This is a genomic window from Candidatus Binatia bacterium (assembly GCA_036563615.1).
GTDB lineage: Bacteria > Desulfobacterota > Binatia > UBA12015 > UBA12015 > DATCMB01.
This window is the reverse complement of record DATCMB010000021.1, coordinates 155817-179981: the sequence shown is the minus strand read 5'-3', so window position 1 is coordinate 179981 and position 24165 is coordinate 155817. Positions and strand designations below refer to the sequence as shown.

General features: G+C 72.2%; 19 protein-coding genes. 6 read left to right on the top strand and 13 right to left on the bottom strand.

Features of this window, described 5'->3' with window-relative positions; all coding sequences use genetic code 11:
* Positions 1 to 92 precede the first annotated feature (92 nt).
* Positions 93 to 563, top strand: coding sequence for an NAD(P)H-dependent oxidoreductase (locus tag VIS07_17780; protein HEY8517365.1), 471 nt, complete (start codon positions 93 to 95; stop codon positions 561 to 563).
* Between the two features lie 186 nt (positions 564 to 749).
* Positions 750 to 1793, top strand: coding sequence for a DNA topoisomerase IB (locus VIS07_17775; protein ID HEY8517364.1), 1044 nt, complete (start codon positions 750 to 752; stop codon positions 1791 to 1793).
* A 49-nt stretch (positions 1794 to 1842) separates the two neighbouring features.
* Here VIS07_17775 and larB read toward each other — a convergent pair whose 3' ends face one another.
* From larB to VIS07_17750, 5 genes are all read right to left on the bottom strand, one after another.
* A complete protein-coding gene (gene larB / locus VIS07_17770) occupies positions 1843 to 2592 on the bottom strand; it encodes a nickel pincer cofactor biosynthesis protein LarB (GenBank protein ID HEY8517363.1) in 750 nt (249 codons plus the stop codon).
* A complete protein-coding gene (gene thiL, locus VIS07_17765) occupies positions 2589 to 3605 on the bottom strand; it encodes a thiamine-phosphate kinase (GenBank protein HEY8517362.1) in 1017 nt (338 codons plus the stop codon). The genes larB and thiL overlap by 4 nt, the downstream gene beginning before the upstream one ends.
* On the bottom strand, positions 3598 to 4698 hold the full coding sequence (gene dnaJ / locus VIS07_17760; GenBank protein ID HEY8517361.1) for a molecular chaperone DnaJ: 1101 nt from the start codon (positions 4696 to 4698) through the stop codon (positions 3598 to 3600). Before dnaJ ends, thiL begins: the two co-directional genes overlap by 8 nt.
* A 112-nt stretch (positions 4699 to 4810) precedes the next feature.
* Positions 4811 to 6730, bottom strand: coding sequence for a molecular chaperone DnaK (gene dnaK / locus VIS07_17755; protein HEY8517360.1), 1920 nt, complete (start codon positions 6728 to 6730; stop codon positions 4811 to 4813).
* 167 nt (positions 6731 to 6897) lie between these two features.
* Positions 6898 to 7641 (bottom strand): nucleotide exchange factor GrpE, encoded by a 744-nt coding sequence (locus tag VIS07_17750; GenBank protein HEY8517359.1) that lies wholly within the window; start codon positions 7639 to 7641, stop codon positions 6898 to 6900.
* Between the two features lie 118 nt (positions 7642 to 7759).
* Here VIS07_17750 and recO point away from each other — a divergent pair, with 118 nt between their 5' ends.
* Positions 7760 to 8599 carry a DNA repair protein RecO gene (gene recO, locus VIS07_17745; GenBank protein ID HEY8517358.1) on the top strand — a complete coding sequence of 280 codons (840 nt, stop codon included), beginning with the start codon at positions 7760 to 7762 and terminating at the stop codon, positions 8597 to 8599.
* Here recO and VIS07_17740 read toward each other — a convergent pair.
* Genes VIS07_17740 through VIS07_17710 form a run of 7 tightly spaced genes read right to left on the bottom strand, consistent with a single transcriptional unit; the run spans position 8577 to position 18492 of the window.
* Positions 8577 to 9476, bottom strand: a complete 900-nt coding sequence (locus VIS07_17740; protein ID HEY8517357.1) for a polysaccharide deacetylase family protein — start codon at positions 9474 to 9476, stop codon at positions 8577 to 8579. The two genes, recO and VIS07_17740, sit on opposite strands and share 23 nt — an antisense overlap.
* A gap of 11 nt (positions 9477 to 9487) precedes the next feature.
* Positions 9488 to 10135, bottom strand: coding sequence for an isoprenylcysteine carboxylmethyltransferase family protein (locus VIS07_17735; protein HEY8517356.1), 648 nt, complete (start codon positions 10133 to 10135; stop codon positions 9488 to 9490).
* Positions 10136 to 10182: 47 nt separating this feature from the next.
* Positions 10183 to 13866, bottom strand: coding sequence for a response regulator (locus VIS07_17730; protein HEY8517355.1), 3684 nt, complete (start codon positions 13864 to 13866; stop codon positions 10183 to 10185).
* 7 nt (positions 13867 to 13873) lie between these two features.
* Positions 13874 to 16105, bottom strand: coding sequence for a methyl-accepting chemotaxis protein (locus VIS07_17725; GenBank protein HEY8517354.1), 2232 nt, complete (start codon positions 16103 to 16105; stop codon positions 13874 to 13876).
* Positions 16105 to 16809: a chemotaxis protein CheW gene (locus tag VIS07_17720; protein HEY8517353.1), complete on the bottom strand. Its 705-nt coding sequence runs from the start codon at positions 16807 to 16809 to the stop codon at positions 16105 to 16107. Before VIS07_17720 ends, VIS07_17725 begins: the two co-directional genes overlap by 1 nt.
* A gap of 31 nt (positions 16810 to 16840) precedes the next feature.
* On the bottom strand, positions 16841 to 18034 hold the full coding sequence (locus VIS07_17715; protein ID HEY8517352.1) for a response regulator: 1194 nt from the start codon (positions 18032 to 18034) through the stop codon (positions 16841 to 16843).
* A complete protein-coding gene (locus tag VIS07_17710) occupies positions 18031 to 18492 on the bottom strand; it encodes a chemotaxis protein CheW (protein HEY8517351.1) in 462 nt (153 codons plus the stop codon). The genes VIS07_17715 and VIS07_17710 overlap by 4 nt, the downstream gene beginning before the upstream one ends.
* A gap of 167 nt (positions 18493 to 18659) precedes the next feature.
* On the opposite strand from VIS07_17710, the gene VIS07_17705 reads away from it, so the two are divergent.
* The 3 genes from VIS07_17705 (at position 18660) to VIS07_17695 (ending at position 23244) form a co-directional block, all read left to right on the top strand.
* Entirely contained in the window at positions 18660 to 20579 is a 1920-nt protein-coding gene (locus VIS07_17705) for a GAF domain-containing protein (GenBank protein HEY8517350.1), read from the top strand.
* An 82-nt stretch (positions 20580 to 20661) separates the two neighbouring features.
* Positions 20662 to 21789, top strand: a complete 1128-nt coding sequence (locus VIS07_17700) for an SMP-30/gluconolactonase/LRE family protein (GenBank protein ID HEY8517349.1) — start codon at positions 20662 to 20664, stop codon at positions 21787 to 21789.
* Positions 21790 to 21930: 141 nt separating this feature from the next.
* The gene (locus VIS07_17695) at positions 21931 to 23244 is read left to right on the top strand and encodes a glycine--tRNA ligase (GenBank protein HEY8517348.1); all 1314 of its coding nucleotides are present in this window, start codon (positions 21931 to 21933) and stop codon (positions 23242 to 23244) included.
* A 36-nt stretch (positions 23245 to 23280) separates the two neighbouring features.
* On the opposite strand, the gene VIS07_17690 is transcribed toward VIS07_17695, so the two are convergent.
* Positions 23281 to 24165 carry an alpha-ketoglutarate-dependent dioxygenase AlkB gene (locus VIS07_17690; GenBank protein ID HEY8517347.1) on the bottom strand — a complete coding sequence of 295 codons (885 nt, stop codon included), beginning with the start codon at positions 24163 to 24165 and terminating at the stop codon, positions 23281 to 23283.

The window sequence follows — 24165 nt, the reverse complement described above, 5'->3', positions numbered from 1 at the left end:
GCGCGCGGATACGGGCTTCGGCAAGCCTTCACGGAAGCCCGTGCCGGCGGAGGGTTGCGCATCGCCGCGTCCTTGAGGACATGGTGACGACAATGGAGGAGGCGCTGGAGCAGAAGCACTTGCTCGTGGTCTTTCACTCGCAGGGCGGCGACACGAGCAAGATGACGCAAGCGGTCGTGCGCGGCGCGCAGCGCGAGCCGGTCGAGGTGCGCGTGCTGCACGCGCTCGAGGCGGACGTCGACGACCTGCTGTGGGCGAACGCCGTCCTGTTCGGAACGCCCGAGAACTTCGGCTACATGTCGGGCGCGCTGAAGGACTTCTTCGACCGGACCTTCTACCCGGCGCAGGGCAAGGTGAACCAGCTGCCCTACGCCGTGTTCGTCAAGGCGAGCAACGACGGCACCGGCGCGGTGACCAGCATCGAGCGCATCGCGCGCGGCTACCCGCTGAAGCGCGTCGCCGACCCGGTCGTCGTGCGCGGCGAGCTCAACAAGGAGGACGTCGAGCGCTGCGAGGAGCTCGGGCAGACCATCGCCGCGGGGCTCGTGCTCGGCATCTTCTGAGCGGGTCTCGGTAGAACTTGCACGACCCGGCGCAGCTTGGCGTCGGCGTCACGCGCGACGTCGCGCGCGGAAGCAACGTTTCCTCCGGCGGCACGTGGCTTGCTGCCGCAGCCACGGACCAATGGCTTCCGAGAAGACGATGTCGTTCGCACACTCCGCCCGCGCGCGGCGCTCGGCGAGCGCGTCATGACGATCGTCGAGCGACTGCAGCGCGACGGCATCCGACGTCTCGGCAGCCAGCGCTCGGGCTTTCGCTACGTGGCGCGCGGCGGCGCGAAGCTCGCGGCGCGCGAGCGCGACCGCATCGATCGTCTGCGCCTGCCGCCCGCGTGGTCGCACGTCGCGATCCATCCGTCGCCGAGCGCGCGCGTGCAGGCCGTCGGCCGCGACGCCGCGGGCCGCTGGCAGTACGTCTACCACGAGACCCACGTGCGGCGGCGCGAGGCGAGCAAGTTCGCGCGCACGATCGCCTTCGGTCGCGCGCTCCCGCAGCTCCGACGCGCGCTCGCGCGCGACCTGGGGGAGCCAGGTCTCGGTCGCGCGACGGTGCTCGCCTGCATCGTGCAGATCCTGTCGACCGCGTTCTTCCGGCCGGGCAGCGAGGAGTACGCGGCGAGCAACGGCAGCTTCGGGCTCGCGACGCTGCGCCGCAAGCACGTGAGCGTGCGCGGCGCGACCGTGCGCTTCGAGTTCCCCGGCAAGGCGGGCAAGGTGCAGCAGCGCGAGCTGCGCGACGCGCGCGTCGCGCGCATCGTCAAGCGTCTCGTCGAGCTGCCCGGGCACGAGGTGTTCAAGTACGTCGCCGACGACGGCACCGTGACCGACGTGCGCCGCTCGCACATCAACGCCTACCTGAAGGAAGTGATGGGCAAGCGCTTCAGCGCCAAGGACTTCCGCACCTGGGCCGGGACGCTGATGTGCGCCTGCGCGCTCTCGAACGCCGGGATCGCCGAGGGCGAGAGCAAGTCGGCGCGACGCAAGAAGCTCGTCGCCGCGATCGAGCAGGCGGCCCACCACCTCGGCAACACGCCGGCCGTGTGCCGGGCGTCCTACGTCGCGCCCGCGGTGGTGGCGGGGTTCGAGCAGGGCCGCGTCCTGCCGGCGCCGGCGCCAGCGGTGGAACAGCTCGGGGCGTGCGGCGCGCTCGTGCTGCGGCGCTGCGAGCGTGCGCTGCTCGCGCTGCTGTCCGAACCGCAGCCGGCGGCGCGCTCGGCGCGTCGCGCCGCGTAGGCGACGACCGGCGTCCGCGTCCCGCGACGCGTCGTCACTTGCGCGCTCGTTACTTGCGATTGATCAGCGACGCCGCGACGGCCGCGCCGAAGCCGTTGTCGATGTTGACCACCGTGAGCCCCGCGGCGCACGAGTTCAGCATGCCGAGCAGCGCAGAGAGCCCGCCGAACGCGGCGCCGTAGCCGACGCTCGTCGGCACGCCGATCACCGGGCGGTCGACGAGCCCCGCAACGACGCTCGGCAGCGCGCCCTCCATGCCGGCGACGACGATCAGCACCGACGCGCGCACGAGCGTCTCCTTGCTCGCGAGCAGACGGTGCAGACCCGAGACGCCGACGTCGTACAGACGCTCCGCCGCATTGCCGAACGCGACCAGCGTTCGCATCGCCTCCTCGGCGACCGGGATGTCGGTCGTGCCGGCCGCGATCACCACCACCGTGCCGCGCGTCTCGACCTGTGTGCGCGTGACCTCGACCACCGCGGTGCGCGACACCGGGTCGTAGTCGAGCTCCGGGATGCGCTCGCGCACCTCGCTCGCGACCGCGGCGTCGAGCCGCGTCACGAGCACGTTCTGCCCCGCGTCGCGCATGCGCTCCGCGATGCCGGCGATCTGCTCCGCCGCCTTGCCCTGGCCGAAGATCACCTCGGGAAAGCCGACCCGCAGGTGGCGGTGGTGATCGACGCGGGCGAAGCCGAGGTCCTCGAACGGCAGGTGCTTGATCGCCTCGAGCGCGCTGTCGGGGTCGAGCGCGCCGCTCGCGACCCGCGCGAGGATGTCGCGCAGCTGGGTCGGTGTCACCGTTCCCTCCCGAAGTGGTCGAAGCCGCCCGCGAGGTCGTCGACGCCGCGCGTGCGGCCGTCCGCGTCGCGCAGCACGATGTCGCCAGCCGCATCGGTGCAGTGCCCGATCACCGTCAGCGCGACGCCTGCGTCCATGGCGAGCGCGTCGAGACGCTGCACGACGCTCTCCGGACACGCGAGCAGCAGCTCGTAGTCCTCGCCGCCGCGCGCCGCGAGCTCCACGCCGCGTCCCGCGCGCGCCGCGACCTCCGGCAGGCGCGGCAGCGCGTCGAGCTGCACCACCGCGCCGACGCCGCTCGCGGCGCACAGGTGGCCGAGGTCCGCGAGCAATCCGTCGCTGAGGTCGATCGCCGCGCTCGCGCCGGCTCGGGCGAGCGCGCGGCCGGCGGCGACGCGCGCCTCGGGCGCGGCGTAGCGCGCGCGCAGCGCCGGCTCGGGCGTGCCGCCGGCGAGCCAGGTCGCGACCGCCGCGGCCGCGGCGCCGAGGGTGCCGGTGACGACGAGCTGGTCGCCCGGCCGCGCCCCCGCGCGCGTCAAGCAACGTCCCTCGACCAGGCCCAGCGCGGTGACGGTCACCGCGAGCGAAGGTCCCGACGACAGGTTGCCGCCGACGAGCTGCGCGCCCGCCTCCTCGCTCGCGGCGGCGCAGCCCTCGAGCAGCTCGTCGAGCACGGCCGCGCGCAGGTCGTTCGGCGCGGTGATCGCGACCAGCGTGTACGCGGGCGTCGCCGCCATCGCGGCGAGGTCGCTCAGGTTGACGGCGATCGCCCGACGGCCGATCTCTGCGGGAGAAAGCCAGCCGCTGCGGAAGTGCACGCCCTCGACCAGCACGTCGGTCGTGACCGCGAGCGGCGTCTCGGGGCGCGGCAGGACCGCGCAGTCGTCGCCCGGACCGACGAGCGGCGCCGCCGCGCCTCCGGTCCGCGTCGCGCTGCGTGCGCGAAGCCGCTCGCAGAGCCCCCGCAGGAACGGATGCTCGCCGACCTCGCGCAGCGTGCGCGTCTCAGCCAAACTTCTCCCGAACCTTCTCGAAGAAGCCGCGCGCGGGGGAGACCTCGTCGCCCGAGATCTGCGCGAACTCCTCGAGCAGCTCGCGCTGGCGAGCGGTCAGCTTGCGCGGCGTCTCGACGATCACGCGCGTCAGCTGGTCGCCGCGGCCGTAGCCGTGCAGATCCGGGACGCCCTTGCCGCGCAGGCGCAGCACGCTCCCCGACTGCGTGCCTTCCTTGACCTTGAGCTTGACGGGGCCGTCGAGCGTCGGCACCTCGATCTCGGCGCCGAGCGCGGCCTGGGGGAAGCTGATCCGGACGTCGCACAGGACGTCGTTGCCGTCGCGGCGGAAGAACTCGTGCTCGGCGACCTCGATGATGACGTAGAGGTCGCCCGCGCCGCCGCTGCCGGCCTCGCCCTCGCCGCGCAGCTTGAGCCGCGTGCCGGTGTCGACACCGGCCGGCACCTTGACCTGCAGGGTGTGCTCCTTGCGCACGCGACCGGCGCCGTTGCAGCGCGGGCACGGATCCTTGATGACGGTGCCGCGCCCGCTGCACTGACCGCAGGTCTTGGCGATCGAGAAGAAGCCCTGCTGGAAGCGGACCTGGCCCGCGCCGCGGCAGGTCGGGCACTTCACGGGCTGCGCGCCGCCGCGGCCGCCGGTGCCGGTGCAGTCGTCGCACGGCACGAGGCGCGGCACCTGGATCTCGCGATTGCAGCCGAAGGCCGCCTCCTCGAAGCTCACCCGCAGCGTGTAGCTCAGGTCCTCGCCGCGACGACGCCGGCTGCGCGCGCGTCCGGCGCCCGCGCCGAAGAACTCGTTGAACAGGTCGCCGAAGAGGTCCTCGAAGCCGCTCGTGCTGAAGTCGAAGCCCGCGGCGCCGCCCTCGAACGCAGCGTGACCGTAGCGGTCGTAGCGCGCACGCTGGGCGGGATCGGACAGGACCTGGTAGGCCTCCGAGGCCTCGCGGAACTTGGCCTCGGCGAGCTTGTCACCCGGGTTCCGGTCGGGATGGTACTTGAGGGCGAGCTTGCGGAAGGCCTTCTTGATCGTCTCCTCGTCGGCGGAGCGATCGACCCCCAGCACCTCGTAGAAGTCTCGTTTCGCTGACACGGCGGAAACCCGGCGGATTTTGGGTCAGTTACTCACGCTCTGCAAGCGAGCGAATGCGCGCCCGCAGACGACGACGGCGCCGTGGTGTGCGGCGCCGTCGTCGCGCGAGCACTCAGCCCTTCACTTCCTCGAAGTCCGCGTCGACGACGTCGTCCTTCGAGGAGGACTTGCCGCCGCCGCCGCTCGCCTCGCCGCCGTCGGCCTTCGCGTCGGCGCCCTGCGTCGCCTTGGCGTACATGACCTCGGCGAGCTTGTGCGACGCCTTGCTCAGGTCGTTGGTCGCGCGGCGCAACGTCTCGGCGTCGGCGCTCTGATCCTCGAGCACCTTCTTCGCGTCCGCGATCGCGGTCTCGATCTGACCGCGCGCGTCGGCGTCGATGGCGCTGCTGTTGTCCGCGAGCGACTTCTCGGTCTGGTAGATCAGCGAGTCGAGCTGGTTGCGCGCCTCGATCGTCTCGCGACGACGCTTGTCCTCCTCGGCGTGCGCCTCCGCGTCGCGGATCATCCGCTGGATCTCCTCCTCGGTGAGGCCGGAGGACGCGGTGATCCGGATCGACTGCTCCTTGCCCGTGCCGAGGTCCTTCGCGCTCACGTGCACGATGCCGTTCGCGTCGATGTCGAAGGTGACCTCGATCTGCGGGACGCCGCGCGGCGCAGGCGGGATGCCGACGAGATCGAACTGGCCGAGCAGCTTGTTGTCCGCCGCCATCTCGCGCTCGCCCTGGAAGACGCGGATCGTGACCGCCGACTGGTTGTCGGACGCCGTCGAGAAGATCTGGCTCTTCTTGGTCGGGATGGTGGTGTTCTTCTCGATCAGCTTCGTGCAGACGCCACCGAGCGTCTCGATGCCGAGCGAGAGCGGCGTCACGTCGAGCAGCAGGACGTCCTTGACCTCGCCCTTCAGCACGCCGCCCTGGATCGCGGCACCGATCGCCACGACCTCGTCAGGGTTCACGCCGCGGTGCGGCTCCTTGCCGAACAGCTTCTTGACGCGCGCCTGGACCGCCGGCATGCGCGTCATGCCGCCGACCAGCACCACCTCGTCGATGTCCTTGGTGGTGAGGCCCGCGTCGCGCAGCGCCGTGATGCAGGGCGGCTCGAGCCGGTCGAGCAGGTCGCTGCACAGCGCCTCGAGCTTCGCACGCGACAGCTTCATGTTGAGGTGCTTCGGACCCGAGGCATCGGCGGTGATGAACGGCAGGTTGATGTCCGTCTCGGCGACGCTCGAGAGCTCGATCTTCGCCTTCTCGGCCGCCTCCTTCAGGCGCTGGAGCGCCATGCGGTCGTTGCGCAGGTCGATGCCCTGATCCTTTTTGAACTCGTCGGCCAGGTAATCGATGATGCGCTGGTCGAAGTCCTCGCCGCCGAGGAAGTTGTCGCCGTTGGTCGACTTGACCTCGAAGACGCCGTCACCGACCTCGAGCACCGAGATGTCGAAGGTGCCGCCGCCGAGGTCGAAGACCGCGATCTTCTCGTCCTTCTTCTTGTCGAGACCGTAGGCCAGCGACGCCGACGTGGGCTCGTTGATGATGCGCAGCACCTCGAGGCCCGCGATGCGGCCGGCGTCCTTGGTCGCCTGGCGCTGGCTGTCGTTGAAGTACGCCGGCACCGTGATGACCGCCTGCGTGACCTTCTCACCCAGGTAGTCCTCGGCGGTCTGCTTCATCTTCTGCAAGACGAAGGCAGAGATCTCCGCCGGGCTGTACTTCCTGCCCCGGCACTCGACCCAGGCGTCCCCGTTGTCGCCCCGTACGACCTTGTACGGGAGGACCTTCATCGCCTTCTGCACCTCGGGGTCGTCGTAACGACGGCCGATCAGGCGCTTGATGGCGAACACCGTGTTCTCGGGGTTGGTGACCGCCTGACGGCGCGCGATCTGTCCCACGAGCCGCTCGCCGTTTTCAGCGAAGGCCACCACCGACGGGGTGATGCGGCTACCCTCCGAGTTGGTGATGACCGTCGGGTCGCCACCCTCCATCACCGCGACGCAGGAGTTCGTGGTGCCCAGATCGATGCCGATGACTTTGCTCATTGATCCCCTCGAATACCCTGGATTCTTCAGACCTTTTTCCCGCAGGCACCGACGCAGATAATCACGATGCGGGGTGATTCAACCCGCGCTCGTGAAGAAAGCGCGGGAAGCTCGGAGGGGCCACGACGGCAACACGACGCGGGGGCACCTCCCTCCGCTCGAAGCGGTCAGTGCTGGCTCGGGGTCTTCGCCACCGCCACCTTCGCCGGGCGAAGCAGCCTGTCGTGCAGGCGATAGCCGGGCATGTACGCCTCGACCACCGTCCCGGGCTCGGCCTCGCTCTCGACCTGGGCGACCGCCTCGTGCACGGCCGGGTCGAACACCTGGCCCTGGGGGTCGATGCGCGTCACGCCGGAACGGCCGAGGATCTCCTGGAACTGCTGCAGGACCATCTGCACGCCGCTGACCAGGCCGTCGACCGGCCCGCGCGCGCTGGGATCGATGCCCTCGGCCGCCTTGTTCGCGGCGTCGACGGCGCGCTCGAGGTTGTCGATCACGCCCAGTAGCTCGCGCAGCAAGGGCTCGCAGGCGTAGCGCAGGGCCTCGGCCCGCTCGCGCTGCATGCGGCGCTTGAAGTTCTCGAGCTCCGCGCGCTCGCGCAGCAGACGATCGTAGTGCTGCGCGGCCTCCTCGGTCTTGGCGGCGAGCTGGTCGCGCAGCAGGTCGATCTGGTCGAGCGCCTTCTCGAGCGTGCGCGGCCGCGGGTTGTCCCCTGGATCGGACGCCTGCTGCGCCTCGCCCGGATTCTGCGCGTCCGAAGGATCCTGCGCCGCGGCGGAATCCTGGGCCTGGGCGGCGCCGTCGGTCGGGGCGTCGGTCACCGCGTCGTGACCGTTGCCGCGTGTCTCCTCGGGATCCCCGCCCGCGGATGCAGCCTGGTCGGCGTCCTTCTGCCAGTCGTGCTTGCTCATCTCGTATGTTCTGCGAGGGCGGCCGCTCGAGGTGGGTGGTGCGGCCTGCGAGCGAAGAACACGCGGAAGCTAAGCACGCGACTTTTCACTGTCAATCGTCGTGCTAGAGCGAATCCCCGTGCGCGTCGAATCGACGCCGGCCATCGTGCTGCGAACGCGCGAGTTCGGCGAATCGGACAAGATCGTCACCGTCCTGTCGCGCTCGGCGGGGAAGTTCTCGGGCATCGCCAAGGGCGCGAAGCGCTCGCAGCGGCGTTTCCCCGGGACGCTCGAGATCTTCTCGCACGTGCAGCTCGACTACCGGCGCCGCCCGCACGCCGAGCTCGCCTTCCTCGAGCGCGCGACCTTTCTCTCGCCCTGGCCGCGCCTGCTCGACTCGCTCGAGCGCTTCACCGCCGCGAGCCACGTCGTCGAGCTCGCGGACAAGATGACGATCGAGAACGAGGTCGGCGACGAGCTCTACGGCGTCGTCGCGGCGACGCTCGCGCGCTTGAACGCGGCGGAGCCCGGTCCCGCGACGCTGCGCCTGTTCGAGCTCGCGGCGCTCAGCACCTCGGGCTATCGCCCCGAGCTCGTCCACTGCCGCGGCTGCCGTCGCGCGCTCGCGGGCGAGCGCGGACCGATCCGGCTCGTCGTCTCGCTCGGCGGACTCTTGTGCGCCGCGTGCCGGTCGCAGGAGGAGGGCGGGATGCTGGTCTCGCCCGCGGCGCTCGAGTGCCTGGGCATGCTGCAGACGGCGGTCGACCGCGGGGTCGCGCGCGGCAACGGTGCCGGTCCCGTCTTCGATCCGTACGGCGACGAGCCGACGATCGCGCTGCGGCTGCAGCCGCGCGTCGCGCGCGAGGTCGCGATGGCGCTCGATCTGCTCTTGACGCCGCACCTGCGCGGACGGCTGCGCTCGCTCGAGCTCCTCGGTCCGGTGCTGCGCGACGACTTCAGCGAGCCGGATGAGCGCTGAGCGCCGGCTCGCTCGCGAGCTCGCGCGCGTACACCGTTGCGAGCGGCGCAAAGCGCATCTCGCGCGTCAAGCGCGCGAGCTTGTCCGCCATGCCGCGCCGTCCGACGCCGTTGAAGAAGCGCACGTGCGCCCGCGTGCCGGGAAGCTTCGGCGAGTCGGGATCGATCTCCCACGGGTGCGTGTAGACGACCGCCGGGCCGACCTCGCGGTTGAAGCGTCGGAGGTAGTGGCGCGTGAAGCCGAGCGGGAACGCACGCAGCGGGAACCCGCCGCAGGCGAGCGGCAGCACGTGGCCGGTCGCGATGCGCGTCAGCGGGAGCGGAAACTCCCACAGCCCGTTTTCGAGCCGCACCGGACCGCCGCCGTTGCCGAGGAGCCGCGGCTCGCCCGGCCAGAACTCGAGCGGCATCCAGCTCGAGTCGTAGACGAAGCCCGCCGCGGCGATCTCGTCGAGGGCCCAGAGGTGCGCCTCGTGGCGCACGAAGCACGGCGCGCGGAAGCCGAGCACCGGCGCGCCCAGCACGTCCTCGATCATCTCCCGCGCGCGTCGCACGTCGGCGCCGAACTCGGCGCGCTCGCGGAAGTCGACCGGCACGTGCCGCAGCCCGTGGCAGGCGATCTCGTGCCCTTCCCGCGCCGCCGCGCGCACGAGCGGCGCGAGCTCGGTCGCGACGTCGGCGAGGAAGAAGAGCGTCGCCTTCGTGCCGCTCTGCGCGAAGATCTCGAGCAGGCGCTCGAGGTTTCTCTGCACGCGGCGCGACCCCGCGGCGATCTCGTCCTCGGTCGGACCGAAGCCGCGGCTCTCGTCGTGGTACCAGTCCTCGACGTCGACGCTGAGCGCGTTGACGCCCGTGAAGGTGGCCGCGTGGACGTTCACCGTCGAGCCGCTCAGTAGACGCCGGGAACGAGCCGCCAGGTGCGCTCCGCGTAGCGCTCGTACGCCGCGCCGAGGTGGAGCCGGAGGACGTTCTCTTCCTGCGCGATGCGCAGCATCAGCGCCGGCAGCCACAGCACGAGCACCGCGACCAGCGCGAGCGGGCTGCGCAGGGCGAGCGCCGTTCCCGCCATGACCAGCGCGAGGCCCGTGTAGTTCGGATGACGGAGCAAGCGATAGGGGCCGTCCTCGACCAGCTGGTGGTCGTCGCGCACCAGGAGCTTCACCGAGTAGTGCTGACCCAGCACGGCGAGCGCACGATGGCGCAGCCACATCCCGGCCGCGATCAGGACGAGCCCCAGGATCTCGCCGACGGTGATCTCCGGCGGCCAGCCGACGGTGCGATCGCGGTTGTCCCAGGCGCCCGCGCACAGCACGGCGAGGAACGAGAGACGCAGCAGCGTCGCGACGTGGTCCTTGGTGGCCGGCTCGGCGAGGTCGCGGCGCGCGAGCCAGTACGACACGATCGCGCCCGCGAGCGTCAGGATCCACACCTGGATCGAGCCCAGGGCGCCGGAGATCGCGATCGCGGACGCCGCGACGACGGCGTGCACGAGCGGCAGCCAGCTCGCGTCTCGGTCGTCGATCGCGTCGGCGCGCATACGCGAGCGAGGTTATCGCAAGGACGCCGCGTGCGCAGCCGCCGACGCTAGGTCAGCCACTCGCGCAGCGCGGCGGCGAGCGTCTCCTGCGTGAACGGCTTCGTCAGGTAGCCGTTCGCGCCGGCCTCCTGTGCGCGCCGACGGTGCTTCTCGCTCGAGCGCGAGCTGCACACGATCACCGGCAGGTCGCGCAGGCGCGGATCGGAGCGGATCTCCTGCAGCAGCTCGTAGCCGTGCATGCGTGGCATCTCGAGGTCGGTGACCAGCACGCGGAAGCTGCCCTGGCGAAGCTTCTCGAGCGCGTCGCGGCCGTCGACCGCGGTGCGCGCGCTCCAGCCTTCGGCCTCGAGGAAGTGGCCCGCGAGCTTGCGGACGCTGATCGAGTCGTCCGCCCAGAGCACCATCGCGGACTCCGGCTCCGGCACCGTCGCCTCGGCCGACTCCGCGAGCGCGCGCGCCTCGGCGACGGTCAGCGGCGCGAGCGAGCCGAGCAGATTGCCGAGGCGGCCGACGTCGAGCACGAAGATCACCTGCCCATCGCCGGCGAAGGTCGCGCTGGTGAGGAACGGATGTCCCGCGAACAGGCGGCCCAGCGGACGCACGACCGCTTCGCGCTGCGCCTCGATGCGGTCGATCAGCAGCGCGAGCCGGCTCGACGCACCGGCGCGCAGAACCACCGCCGTGCTGCCGAGCGAGATCGTGCCGCGCGCCGCACGCACCGCTTCGTCGTGCGACGAGCGCGCCGACGACCAGGTGTGGCTCGCGCAGGGGCCGATCAGCATCGGCAGGGACAGCGCGGGGAGCTGCTCGTCGCCGATCCGCAGCACGAGCCCGTCCGGGCCGTCGCGCAGCATCTCCGGCTCGACGTTGAGCACGGTCTCGATCGGACCCTGCGACACCGCGTAGACCTGCGTGCCCGCGCGCAGCAGCAGCACCTGATCGATCATCGCGGCGAGCGGCAGCGTGATGCGGAAGGTCGCGCCGCGCCCGTCCTCGGACTCGACCGACACCGTGCCGCGCAGCTGCTCGACCTCGCCCGCGACGACGTCCATCCCGACGCCGCGTCCGGCGAGGTCGGTGACGCGGTTCTGCGTCGAGAAGCCGGGACGGAAGATGAGCTTCGCGAGCTCCTCGCGGCTCATCTGCTCGCCCGGCTCGATCAGGCCGAGGCTCTCCGCCTTGCGCCGGATCGCGACGAAGTCGAGCCCGCGTCCGTCGTCGCGCACGCTCACCTCGACGGTGCCGTGACGCTGCACGGCGCGCAGCTCGATCACGCCGGTGTCCGGCTTGCCCGCCGCGCGGCGGTCGGCGACCGGCTCGATGCCGTGCGAGACCGCGTTGCGCACGAGGTGCAGCAGCGGTCCGTAGAGCGACTCGATGAGCGCCCGGTCGACCTGCACCTCGCCGCCGACCGTCTTGACCTCGAGCTGCTTGCCGGTCTGCCGGGCGGCGTCGCGGATCGGCCGCTGCAGCCTGCGGAACAGCGTGTCGATCGACAGCAGGCGCATGCCGGTGATCGTGCGCTGCAGGCTCGAGGTGATTTTCGATACTTGTCGCGTCTCCTCGGCGAGCGTGTCGATCATGTCGCCGAGCTGCTCGACGATCTCGCCCGCGTCGGCGGCGAGCTCGACGAGCGTGCGCGTCAGCACGTTGAAGTCGTCGTACTTGTCGAACTCGAGGTCGCTGAAGTCGAGCGGCGAGCTCGTGTCGCTCGCCTTGGCGTCCTCGTTCGCCTGCGCCTGGGCCGGGTTGAACTCGAAGCCGCGGAAGCCCTCGACGGTCTCGTTGAGCTGCAACTTGCCGAGCCGGAGCTTGTCCTTCAGCTCGTAGATCGCGCTCATCGCGTCTTCCATGCGCGTCCGGCTGACGACGAGCTCGCTGACCCGGTTCATGAGCAGGTCGAGGCGGCTCGCGTGGACGCGCACGATCGCGGAGTCGAGATCGGTCGGCGCGGTGTGCAGCGGCGTCGTCGCGTCCTGCGACGCGACGCCCGAGGTCTGCGCGGCGCCGTGCCCGACGTCGTCCGCGGTGGACGCGGTGACGCTCGCCAGCACCTCGGCGACGCGCGCCTCGACGTCGATCATGATCTGGTGGTCGTGCGGCACGCCGCGCGCCTGCGCGAGGAGGCCGGCGACCGAATCGACGAGCTCGAGCAGCAGCTCGATCAGGCGCTCGGGGCTGCTCTCGAGCGGGCTCTCGATGACGGTCTCGAGCAGCGTCTCGCCGGCGTGCAGCTGCTCGGCGATCTGCGTCAAGCCAACGGCCGCGGCGGCACCCTTCAGCGTGTGGAAGTGCCGGAACAGCGCGCGCAGCTGCGTGCGGTCGCGCGGGTTGCGCTCGAGGTAGAGGAGCGCCGTCTCGGAGGCGCTCAGCGCGGCGTCCGCGTCGAGCGTGAACGCCTCCATCATCTCGGGCTCGATCTGCGGCACGAGACGCTCGTCGGCGCGCGGTGTGGCGTCGGCGGGCCGTGCGACGTCCGGCTGCGGCGCGGCATCGGTGTGCGGCGCGACGTCGGCGTCCTGCGGCGCGACCTCCGCGTGCTTCTCCGCTTCCGGCGCGACCTCTGCCGGCTCGGCGTCGTCGGCGTGCAGCAAGACGTCCGCTTCCGGCGCGAGCGCGGCGGCGAGCTCCACCTCCGGCTCGGCGTCGTCGGCGTCCGCCAGGAGGTCGGCGGCGGCATCGGCGTCCGCGTCGACCAGGCTCGCGTTCGCCGCCGACAGCGCGAGCTCGAGCGCCGCCGACGGCGGCTCGAGGCCGGCTGCGAGGAAGACCGTCTCGAGCGGCTTCTCGAGGCTCGCGAGGAACGACGGCTCGAGCGGCAGCACGCTCTCGTCGGCGTGCTCCTCGAAGGCGCGCTGCAAGAGCGCGCCGACCTCGCGCAGATCGTCGCGCCCGACGGTCGCGGCGCTGCCCTTCACGGTGTGGAAGATGCGTCCGAGGTCCGCGCAGGCGTTCATCTGCTGCGCCGGGTCGGCGAGGCTCGCGACCAGCTCGGGAACGGCGGCGAGCAGCTCGCGCAGCTCGTCCTGAAAGGTCTCGGCGAGGAACGCGGCGAGGTCGGGATCGTAGCCGCTCGGGTCGTCGCCGGACTCGTCGAGCTGCTGCGCGAGCTCGTCGTCGGCGAGCACCTCCTCGGTCGGCATCGCGGCGAGCTCCTCGAGCTCCGGCATCGGCGCGAGCTCTTCGAAGTCGGGCAGGGCGGCGGCGTTCGCCTCGTCGTTGCGCACGCTGCCTTCGAGCGCCGCGCGCGACTCCGGATCGAACACCGACAGCAGCTCGTCGAACAGACCCTGCTGGCTCGCGACGTCGCCGTCCACGCAGTCGTCGAGCATGCGCTGCGCGGGACCGAGCGCGGCGCGCGTCGCGCGCACCAGTTCCTGCGCCGCGGCGTGGTTGCGACGCGCCCCTTCCGCAGCGAGCTCCGCGGCGCGCTGCAGGATCGCGCCGGCGCGGCTCAGGTAGGGCAGCTCGGCGAGCGCGGCCGATCCCTTCAGCGCGTGTCCGCGCGCGGCGATCTCCGCGAGCCCGCTGCCGTCGCCGAGGTCGTTCGCGAGCTGGCCGAGGCGGTGGTGCATGCCGGCCAGGAGCTCGCTCGCCTCGACCCGGAACAGGTCGCGGATCGTGCTGACGCTGAGGCCCGGCGCGCTCGCTTCGAGCGCGAGCCGGACGCGTCCCTCCGGATCGGGCGCCGCGTCGGCGTCGAGTTGCCGTCTGGCGGTGGCGTCGCTCATCGCGCCCTCAAGCTGCAAAGTGGCTCGCTCTCGCGCCGAGCTCTTCGGATGCGGTGAGGAGCTGACCGGTCGTGCGCCGCGCCTGCTCGCTCGACTGCTGCACGCCCTTCGCGGCTTCGGCGATGCGCTTGAGCGCGGCCTCGATGTCGTTCGCGCGCTCGAGCTGCGCGCTCGCGGCGCTCGCGATCTGCTCGAGCATCGTCGTCGCCTCGTTGGTCACCGCGTGCACGCGCTCGAGCGCGTGCTCGGCCTGCGAGGCCGCTGCGGTCTGCATCTCGAGACGCTCGGCCTGACGCTCCATGCCGCTCACCGCTTCGTTGACGTCCGATTGGATGCCCGCGATGAGGCGCTCGACCTCCTTGGTCGCCGCGGCGGCGCGCTCGGCCAGCTTGCGGACCTCCTCGGCGACGACCGTGAAGCCCTGACCGTGCTCGCCGGCGCGCGAGGCCTCGATCGCAGCGTTGAGCGCCAGCATGTCGGTCTGCGCCGACATCTTCGAGATCGTTCCGGTGATCGCCGAGATCTGCATCGAGCGCTCGCCGAGCCGCTTGATCTTGACGGTGGCGGCGCGGGTCTCGCGCTGCAGGCCGTCCATGCCGGCGATGAGGTCGGCGAGTGCGCTCTGGCCGAGCTTGCTCGCCTGCTCGGTGCGACGTGCGACGTCGACGGCCGCGGCGCACTGCTCGCAGATCTGCTGGTTGCCGGCGCGCAACGCGTTCGCCGTCGCGAGCAGCGAGCCGCACTCGCGCGCCTGCGACGAGGCCGTGCTCGACACCTGATCGGTGCAGCCGCGGATCTGCGACGCGGACTCGCCGAGGCGACCCGACATCGCGCGCATCGACGCGACCAGCGTGTCGACGCCCTCGAGCATCTCGTTCAGCGCGCGCGACACGTTGGCGAGGACGCCGTCCTCGACCTGCGCGCGCTGCGAGAGGTTGCCGCGCGCCGCTTCGCGCACGACGTCGAGCAGCGCCTCGGCATCGCGCGCCGAGCGCTGCGCTTCCTGCTCCGCGCGGGCGATCGCGTTCGCGCGCTCGTCGAGCACCTTGTTGATCGCCGCGGCGAGCTCGCCGACGGCGCCGCCCTGCTTGGTGTCGAGACGTGCTTGACGGTCGCCGCGCTGCGCGCGCGCGAGCACCTTCGACAGCTCGCGCAGCCGGCCGGAGAACTGGTTCCACAGCCGTCCGCCGACCACCCAGCCGAGGATCGCCGCGACCAGCGTCGCGCCCGCGACGTCGAGCCCGATGCGCCGGATCGGCGCGAGCGCCGCCGCCTGCGGCACCTGCGCGCCGACCGCCCAGCGCGCGCTGCCGATCTCGAGCGGCGCGTACGCCGCGAGCACCGTCCCGGCGTCGCTCGCGTAGCTGCCGGCGGCTTCCTCGCCGCGCAGCGCCTCGGCGAGCGGCGACAGCGCCGTGTCGCTCGGAAGCTCCGAGCCTTCGCCGAGCTGCACCGCGCGCAGGCCGAGGTTGCTGCGCAGCCGCTGCGACGCGTCGACCAGCCACACCGAGCCGTCGTCGCCGAGCGCGAACGGCACCGGCTGTCCGCTCGTGCCGCGCAGCGCGCGCTCGAGCGCCTTGTCGTCGACGGCGACGACGAGCGTGCCGAGGCGTGTGTTGCCGTCGAGCACGGGCGCCGCTGCGAAGAGCATGTTGCGGCCGCCGAACGCCGAGTCGGGTCCGGCGTCGACGATCGCCGCGCCGTCGCGCTTGTCCGCGCTTTCCTGCACGGCGCGCTCGAGCGCGCTGCCGACCGTCACCATCGGCTCGTCGCCGGTGGCGTAGACCACGCGATCCGTCCCCGCTTCGACCAGCAGGACGTCGCTCCAGCCGTGACGCTCGGCGGTCGCCGCGAGCCAGCGCGGACGCACGACGGCCGCCTCCTCGTTGACGCGGGAGCGGCTCGTGGCGCTGCGGCGCTGCGCGTCGCGCATCTCGCGCAGGAAGGTCGCGAGGCGCGGATCGGACGCGAGTCCGGCCGTCGTGTCGCCGAGCTCGCGCGTGAAGCGCGCGACGTCGGCCACGACCGCGGCGCGCACGGTCTCGAGCTGCGACAGAGTCGCGTTCTCGAGCATGCGTCGGCTCGCGAGCAGCGCGATCGCGCCGACGCCGATCGCGATGACCATGGCGACCGCGGCCAGGCGCAGCGCTCCGGCACGCCCCGGATCGCCGGTCTGGCTGCGCGTCGCCGTAGAGAGCCGCGGCCGCGCCGCGGCGAGAGTTCGCGTTTGCGCCTGCATTACGTGCTACCTCCCCCGGCGGTAAGCGTGGGCGGCGCGGCGCTCGCGTCCTGCGCGTCGCGCGCCTCCGCTTCCTCTCCACCCGCCCGGACGCCAAGGCGTGCGTCCGTACCCCCGTCGTTCTGCGCCGTCCCCTGCGTGCGCGCGCTCCCCCCCGGAGCGCTCAGCACCGACGGCCCGCTCGGCGTCTTGCCGCGGCCGCGCAGGCCGTCGGCGATCTGCCCGACGACGGCGGCGAGCAGCTTCTCCCCATCGAGCACCAGCGTCTGCTCGCCGTCGCGACCGACGATGCCGCGCACGAGCGGGTTGCGCATCGCCGGGTCGAGCTTCGAGCGCCGGATCTCCCACGGCGCGACGTGCTTGATCACCACCACCTGGTCGACGACCGCCGCGAGCACGAGGTCGCCGTGGCTCAGGAGCAGCAGCGTGTCGCCGCGTCCCGCCGGTCGGCCCTCCACCCCGAGAAAGCCATCGAGGTTGACCAGCGGCACGACCTCGCCGCGCAGGTTGAACGCGCCGAGCAGCTCGGGCGGCGCGTACGGCACGGGCGTGAACGGCCGCGCTTCGAGCACCTCCTTGGCGATGAGCGTCGACAGCGCGAAGCGCCGTCCGTCACGCAGAAAGATGCAGTAGTCGCTGCGCGGTGCCGCCGCCGTCCCCGTGGGCGGCTGCATCGCCGGCGTCGGGCTCCCGGGCAGGCTCATCGGCGCTTCCCTCCGTGCGCGCGGACGCGCCTCATACCGTCACCACCTCGAGGTCGATGTCGGGCGCGGCGGCGCTGTCGCGGCCTGCCTCCTGCGCGACGTCGCCGAGCACGTCGCCGAGCGCGTCGATCGCTTCGACGTGGCTCGCGAAGCGGGGATCGACGCCAGCCGCGTCGCCGCCGAAGGCGACGAAGCGCGTCAGCGGCGCGTCGAGCGCGAGGCACGCGTGCAGCGCCGCGTCGGCCGCCTCGTCGACGCCGAGCACGCCGATCACGACGCGCGGCGCGAGCAGACGCACGAGGTGCGGCAGCTGCGCGAACTCGTCGCCGATCGCGAGCGGGACGAGATGGCGTGCGCGCACCGCGTCGGCGATCTCGCCGGCGAGCGCGTGGCGCTCGGGGCAGACGACGAAGACCTCGGGCGCGCGCGGCAGCACCGCGCTCGGCGCCCCGCTCGCCGCGAGCAGGATCGCCGCCTCGCAGAGATAGCGGTGCGCTTCGAGCAGCGTCGCGGCGATGTTCGCGAACGAGCCGTCCTCGCGCAGCCGGTACGGCACGAGGGACTCGCCGTTCAGGTGCTGGGCGACGTCGTTCAAGCGCTCCGCGGCGCCGCGCAGCCGCGGCGTGATCCCGGGCAAGGGCGCGCGCGAGGAGCCGCGCAGGGCCGCGTCCTCGCAGATCGCGCCCTCGAGCTGCGAGAGCAGCGCGGCGAACGCTTGCTCGACGTTGGCCGGCGCGGCGACCTGGCTGCGGGCTTCGCCGGCGCGCGCGGTCGACGGCTCGACGCGCGCGGCGACGGGGCTGCGCAGCGTCGTCGCATGACCCGGCTCACGGGGCGTGGCCGCGGCGGCGCGTCCGCGCGCGAGCGCGTTCTCCACGACCGAGGCGACGACCTGGGGCTTGAAGGGCTTGGTGATGTAGCTCACGACGTTGTCGGCGTCCTGGTAGGTCTGGCGGATGGAGGCGCCCTTCGCCGACACCAGGATGATCGGCGTGTGCGCCGTTGCCGGATTCGCGGCGAGCGCCGAGCAGACGTCGGGCGCGCGCATGTCGGGCAGCACGTAGTCGAGCAGGATCAGATCGGGCCTGAGCGCGGTCGCACGCTCGAGCGCCTGCGCGCCGTCGAGCGCAAAATCGAGCTCGTAGCCGAGCGGCTTCAGGATCATCTCGAGCGCCCGGCGGATGGTCAGGCTGTCGTCGACGATGAGGACGCGCGACGCGCTCATGCGAGGCTCCCTTGCTCGGCCGGGACGCCGCCGTCGGACGCCGGAAGCCGTGTCAGCAGGGCGCGCGGCTCGAGCATCAGGTGCGGACGGCCGTCGAGCATGAGCAGGAAGCAGAGCGGGCTCCCGCTCGCGTCCGTGAGTCGCGTCGGCATCGGCGGCGTGCGCGCGAGCGACACCGAGCGAACGCCGAGGCACGCGCCGATGCGTAGGCCAACGAGACCGCTCGCGGTCTTGAGCACCATCACCTGCGTCTCGTCCGTACGCGGCGGCTCCGGGACGCCGGTGACGCTCGCCCAGTCGACGAGCGGGATGCTCGTGCCGTCGGCGAGCGTGAACGTCGTCGCGTCGGGCGCGTGCGGCCCGTCGAGCACGCCCTCGACAGCGTCAAGCGCAACGCAGATGCGACAGCCGTGCGTGCGGACCAGCATCAAGCGGATGCCGCCCCGCTCGCTCTCCAAGCCCCTCGCGGTCTCTCCACCGACCATGCCCCGTCCCCGCAACGATCCCAGCGCCTGCTCTCGCTTCGACGGTGCGGGGTCGGAACTTGAGCTTGCGACCCCATCAAGTTGCGGCGCGCGACGTCCGACGTACGGAGGGGGACCGCACGGACGGGGAGGGAAGTGCGTTGATCGCAGAGGTCGGCACCAGGGACGTGCGTTCGTTCGGGGAGGGCGCGCGTACGGGTGGCTTCGTTGGCGCGCTGCGCGAGTCCGCGAGCTTTCTGTCGACGCGCCTGCTGCGCGAGCTCTTGGCCGCGGATGCGCGCAGCGAAGCTTCGTCGGACGACGTCGCGGTGCGCGCGTCGGCGTTGCTCGACGTCGCGCTCGCGGGCTTCGAGGTCGCAACCGGCGCGTTCGTGCTGCTCGATCCGGCGCGCCATCCGCAGTGCGTCGCGGCGCGTGGTCTGCCCGATCACGCGCGCGAGCTGCTCGAGACGACGCCCGCGGAGCTCGCGACGATCGGTGGATCGCTCGTGCAGCGCGCGCTCACGGAACGTCGTGTGCTGCTGCTCGACCGCTCGACGCGCGAGCCGCTCATGCCGGCCCTGCGCGAGGGCAGCCCCGAGATCGAGTGCGCCGCGATCGTGCCGCTGTTCGATCTCGCGCAGCCGGTCGGCGTGCTGGTCCTTGCCTCGCGCGCCGGGCGCCTGAACGCGACGCTGCTGCGCTCGCACGCGGTCACCTTCCGGTTGCTCGGGCTGCTGCTCTCGCCGGGACGCGGGCGCTCCGGTCCCGCGCAGCGCGACGACGCGGCCGCCGCGCCGGCCGACGTCGAGCGCTACCTCTTCGAGATCGAGGAGCTGACCGCGCGCCTGGCCGAAGCGCGCGAGGCCGAGCGCGTCTGGCAGGAGCGCGCGTCGAGCGCCGAGACCGCGCTGCGCGCCGAGACCGAGAGCGCGCGCGCCCGCATCGCGGAGCTCGAAGCGCAGCTCGCCGGCGCGTCGCCGCAGGACGGCCGCCTGCGCGAGCTCGAGGAGCTGTGCGCGCTGCAGGCGCGGACCATCGACGAGCGCGAGCAGCGCATCCGCGAGCTCGAGGACGAGATCGCGCTCGTGCGAAGCCGCGTCGAGGAGTCGCGCGCCGCGACGACGAGCGCGCTGCACGGCAACGGCTCGACGAGCTGGAACGGCGCAGCGGCGGAGGAGGACGACGACCTCGAGACGCTCGAGCTGCCCGAGAACGGCGACGAGCAGCTCGGCGACATCGCGGCGGCCGCGGTCGCGGCGCTCGAGGAGCAGGACGGCGAGGATCAGGGTGCGGAGGTCGAGGCGGCGCCGGAGCCCGAGGAGGTCGATCTCGGCGAGGTCGAGGAGGCGTCGTCGCTCGACGCCGTCGTCGACGACGTCCGGCTCGAGCACGCGGTGCTGCACGTCGACTCGAACGCCAACGCGCGCGAGCTCGTCCGCGACACCGCCGAGGCGAGCGGTGCCGCGTACTGGAGCGGCGAGGGCGACGTGCCGAGCGCCACGACCTCGATCGCGGCCGTGAACCTGCTCGATGCGTCGCTCGGCGTGGCGCTGCAGAACGACTCGGAGCTCTGGTCGGCGCACCGCTGGATCGTCTACGGCACGACCGACGCCGGCACGGGCTTCGAGCTCGGCTGGTGCAGCCTCCTGCGCCGGCCGATCGACCCCAAGCGCTGCGTCGAGCAGATGCAGCGCGCGGTGGGACGCAAGCTCGGCGGCATCGTCTTCGTCAGCGCGCAGCTGCGCGAGCTCGCGCCGCTCCGTCAAGCGGTGCAGGAGATCGACGCGGCGGGATCGGTCGCGTGCGACACGCGTCAGGCGCTCGACCTGCTCGAGATCGTGCGCCGTCCCGACGCGATCGTCATCGACCTCGCGCTGCCGCACGGGCAGGGGCTCGGGCTCGCGGCGCAGCTTCGTCGCGAGCCGGAGACGAGCAACCTGCCGCTGCTCCTGCTGCTGCCCGCGCAGCTCGACCACGAGCGTCTGCGCGAGGACGCCGAGCGGGCGCAGCTCCTCGGTCCGTTCACCGACGAGGACGTGCGTCGCATCGTGCGCGCGGTGCTCGCCGGGCGGCACTGAGCCGCAGTACGTCGGAGCCGCAGCACCACGCACGTCGAACGCTCGGGCTTGCGGAGCCGCGACGCGCGATCGATAGGGGTGCATGCCGTCGCTCGGGGACGTCGTGCGTCCGCTGCTCGCCGCGCTGCTCGCGGCGGGGCTCGCGGCGTGCGCGGCCGAGCCGCGCGGCGCGTGCAGCCAGGCGCAGCCGCTCGGCAGCGTGTGCGGCTTCGAGAACCCCGAGGACGTCGCCTACGCGCCGCAGTCGAACCTGCTCGTCGTGAGCCAGTTCCGCTTCTTGGGCGGGGGCGGAGCGCTCGCCGGTCTGACACCGGGCGCCGACACGCCGCGCACGCTGTGGCCGTCGCCGACGGCGACCGTCGAGAACGACGGCGCGCTCGGTGAGCCGGGCTGCACGCCGCCCGATCCGGAGACGTTCCATCCGCACGGCGTGTTCGTCGACGCGCGCAACGACCTCTACGTCGTCAACCACGGCGGACGCGAGTCGGTCGAGATCTTCTCGCTTCGCGGCAGCGGCGACGCGGCGACGCTCGCGTGGCGCGGCTGCATCCCGCTGCCCGCGGGCACCTCGGGCAACGACGTCGCGGTCGGCCCGGACGGCCGCGTGGTGGTGAGCAACTACCTGAAGTCGATGGACTCGCTGTGGGAGAACGCGAAGGTCGGGCTCGGCCTCGCGACCGGCGACGTCCTGCTGTGGCGTCGCGGCGCGGGCTGGAGCCGCGTGCCGAACACCGAGGCGAGCGCGGCGAACGGGGTCGCGCTGTCGTTCGACGGCGAGACGCTCTTCTACGCCGAGACCGGGAGCGGCAAGCTCGTGCGCATCCGGCTCGACGGCAGCGAGCGCACGGAGGTCGAGGTGCCGGGTGCGCCCGACAACCTGAGCTGGACGACGCACGGCACGCTCTACCTCGCGACCCACACCTCGAGCCTCGCGTTCCTCGGCTGCCTGCGCGGCGGCGCCTGCCGCTCGCCGTGGGCGCTGCTCGAGATCGACCCGGAGACGCTGAGCGTCGACCAGGTGCTCGCGCACGACGGCGAGGTGGTCGGCGCGATCGCCTCGGCGCAGCAGGTCGGGCCGGTGGTCTACCTGGGCGCGGTGTTCGGCGATCGCATCGGCGTCTGGCGCCAGTCCGAAGACGGCGCCGGCTCGCTCTGGTCGACGCTCGCACGAGCTCCCTGGCCGGCCTCCGGGTCGCGTGCTAGCTCGTGAAAGTTTCGCGCCGGCGCGCGCGGACGCCGCGAGACGCGGACGTCCGGGTCGCGCGCCGCTGATCCGAGGAGCTCATCCGTCATGACGCAGGAGGCATCGAAGGCGTCGCCCGCGGCGACCCCCGCATCCGAAGCGGGGCTGATGGAGCGCATCGTCGCGCTCGCGAAGCGTCGCGGCCTGGTCTTCCCGTCGAGCGAGATCTACGGCGGTCTCGCGAGCTGCTGGGACTACGGTCCGATCGGCGTCGAGCTCAAGCGCAACGTCAAGGAAGCGTGGTGGCGCGACATGGTGTGGGCGCGCGGCGACGTCGTCGGGCTCGACTGCTCGATCCTCATGCACCCGCGCGTGTGGGAGGCGTCGGGGCACGTCGCCGGCTTCACCGACCCGCTCGTCGACTGCAAGAAGTGCAAGATGCGCTTCCGCGCCGATCACCTCGCCGAGGAGAACGGCGGCGTCCTGCCGAAGACGCACCCCGGCGAGTGCGGCGGCGAGCTCACCGAGGCGCGCCAGTTCAACCTGATGTTCAAGACGTTCATGGGGCCGGTCGAGGAGGACGCGAACGTCGTCTTCATGCGTCCCGAGACCGCGCAGGGCATGTTCGTCAACTTCGCGAACGTCCTCGACACCGCGCGCAAGAAGCTGCCGTTCGGCATCGCGCAGGTCGGCAAGTCGTTCCGCAACGAGATCACGCCCGGCAACTTCCTCTTCCGCACGCGCGAGTTCGAGCAGATGGAGATGGAGTTCTTCGTCAAGCCGGGCGAGGACCAGCACTGGTACGAGTACTGGAAGAAGGAGCGCTTCGACTGGTACCTGCGCCTCGGCATCAAGAAGGAGAACCTGCGCCTGCGCGAGCACGCGTCGGACGAGCTCGCGCACTACGCGCGCGGCTGCGCCGACGTCGAGTACAAATTCCCCTTCGGCTGGTCCGAGCTCGAGGGCATCGCGAACCGCGGCGACTTCGATCTCAAGCAGCACTCGCAGTACAGCGGCAAGGACCTGTCGTACTTCGACGACGAGACGCGCGAGCGCTTCGTGCCCTACGTCATCGAGCCGGCGGCCGGCGTCGACCGTGCGACGCTCGCCTTCCTGGTCGACGCCTACGACGAGGACGAGGTCGAGGGCGAGACGCGCGTCGTGCTGCGTCTCCACCCGCGGCTCGCGCCGGTGAAGGCGGCGGTCTTCCCGCTGCTGCGCAAGGGCGGTCACCCGGAGAAGGCGCAGGAGATCTACGCCAAGCTGCGTCCGCACTTCCCCGTGCAGTACGACCAGGCGGGCTCGATCGGGCGCCGCTACCGGCGTCAAGACGAGATCGGCACGCCGTTCGGCATCACCGTCGACCACCAGACGATGGAGGACGGCACGGTGACGCTCCGCGATCGCGACAAGACGACGCAGGAGCGCATCCACGAGAACGATCTGCTGCCGGAGCTGCTGCGGCGGATCTACTCCTGCTGACCAAGCTCTGCGGACGCGAGACGCGCGCCGGCGTGCTCACGCCGCGCGCGTCTCGCGCTCGAGCTCGCGGCGGAAGAACGACGAGTGCTTCGCGAGCTCGGCGACGTAGCGCCGCACGTCGTCGCGCGCCTGCGGCGCGAGCTTCGCGAACGGCACGACGTGCTCCTCGGGCACGAAGCGCAGCGTGAAGTTCACCCGCCGCGTCTCGAAGCCCTCGACCGGGAAGTGGAAGCGCATGCCGGCACGCCGGTCGACGCGCTGCACGCGGTGCAGCGTGCGGTTCTTCCACTGCTCGCCGCCGAAGATCAGCAGCGAGCCGTCGTCGAGCCAGCGCTGCGTGACGACCGACGACGGCTCGCCGCGCCGTCCGCGGGTGACGAATTGGAAGAGCGCGCGCTCGCCGAGCGAGATCGACGCGACCGGACCGGGCTCGAAGTCGCGGTGCTCGCCGACGCGCGCCGTGTCGACCGCCTTCCCGTCGCGCAGCACGCTGCCGTAGAGGTTGATCAGGCAGGTGTTGAGCCGCCAGCGCGGCGGCAGGTCGGGCGGGCGGAACATCGCGCGGGTCAGCGCTTCGATGCGCCGCACGAGGCGCGCGAGCACCGGCGGGAAGGGCTCGGCGCGCACGGCGCGGTCGTGCACGCCGGCGGGCGGCCGGTAGTAGTCGAGGCAGGCGAACTGCCAGCTGCCGAGCCAGTACACCGGACGCAGGAGCTGGCGCTGCACGCCGGTCGCGGCCGCGTGGCGGTCGGTGAAGCGGTTCTCCCAGATCGGGTGCAGCTTCTCGAGCCAGCGCACGAGCGCGTCGTGCTCGTCGGGCGAGACGAACGCCGGGTCGTAGTGCAGGCCGGCGGCGCCGCGCTCGCGCGTCGGACGTCGCTCGCGCAGCGTCCGCGCCGCTCCTCGAGGCGAGGCTCCCAT

What these genes read in the sequence shown, in the direction of transcription:
- VIS07_17780 (HEY8517365.1), top strand. Translation starts at nt 93, where the DNA reads ATGGAGGAGGCGCTGGAGCAGAAGCACTTGCTCGTGGTCTTTCACTCG.
- VIS07_17775 (HEY8517364.1), top strand. Translation starts at nt 750, where the DNA reads ATGACGATCGTCGAGCGACTGCAGCGCGACGGCATCCGACGTCTCGGC.
- dnaK (HEY8517360.1), bottom strand. Translation starts at nt 6,730, where the DNA reads ATGAGCAAAGTCATCGGCATCGATCTGGGCACCACGAACTCCTGCGTC.
- VIS07_17750 (HEY8517359.1), bottom strand. Translation starts at nt 7,641, where the DNA reads ATGAGCAAGCACGACTGGCAGAAGGACGCCGACCAGGCTGCATCCGCG.
- VIS07_17735 (HEY8517356.1), bottom strand. Translation starts at nt 10,135, where the DNA reads ATGCGCGCCGACGCGATCGACGACCGAGACGCGAGCTGGCTGCCGCTC.
- VIS07_17730 (HEY8517355.1), bottom strand. Translation starts at nt 13,866, where the DNA reads ATGAGCGACGCCACCGCCAGACGGCAACTCGACGCCGACGCGGCGCCC.
- VIS07_17725 (HEY8517354.1), bottom strand. Translation starts at nt 16,105, where the DNA reads ATGCAGGCGCAAACGCGAACTCTCGCCGCGGCGCGGCCGCGGCTCTCT.
- VIS07_17720 (HEY8517353.1), bottom strand. Translation starts at nt 16,809, where the DNA reads ATGAGCCTGCCCGGGAGCCCGACGCCGGCGATGCAGCCGCCCACGGGG.
- VIS07_17715 (HEY8517352.1), bottom strand. Translation starts at nt 18,034, where the DNA reads ATGAGCGCGTCGCGCGTCCTCATCGTCGACGACAGCCTGACCATCCGC.
- VIS07_17700 (HEY8517349.1), top strand. Translation starts at nt 20,662, where the DNA reads ATGCCGTCGCTCGGGGACGTCGTGCGTCCGCTGCTCGCCGCGCTGCTC.
- VIS07_17695 (HEY8517348.1), top strand. Translation starts at nt 21,931, where the DNA reads ATGGAGCGCATCGTCGCGCTCGCGAAGCGTCGCGGCCTGGTCTTCCCG.
- VIS07_17690 (HEY8517347.1), bottom strand. Translation starts at nt 24,165, where the DNA reads ATGGGAGCCTCGCCTCGAGGAGCGGCGCGGACGCTGCGCGAGCGACGT.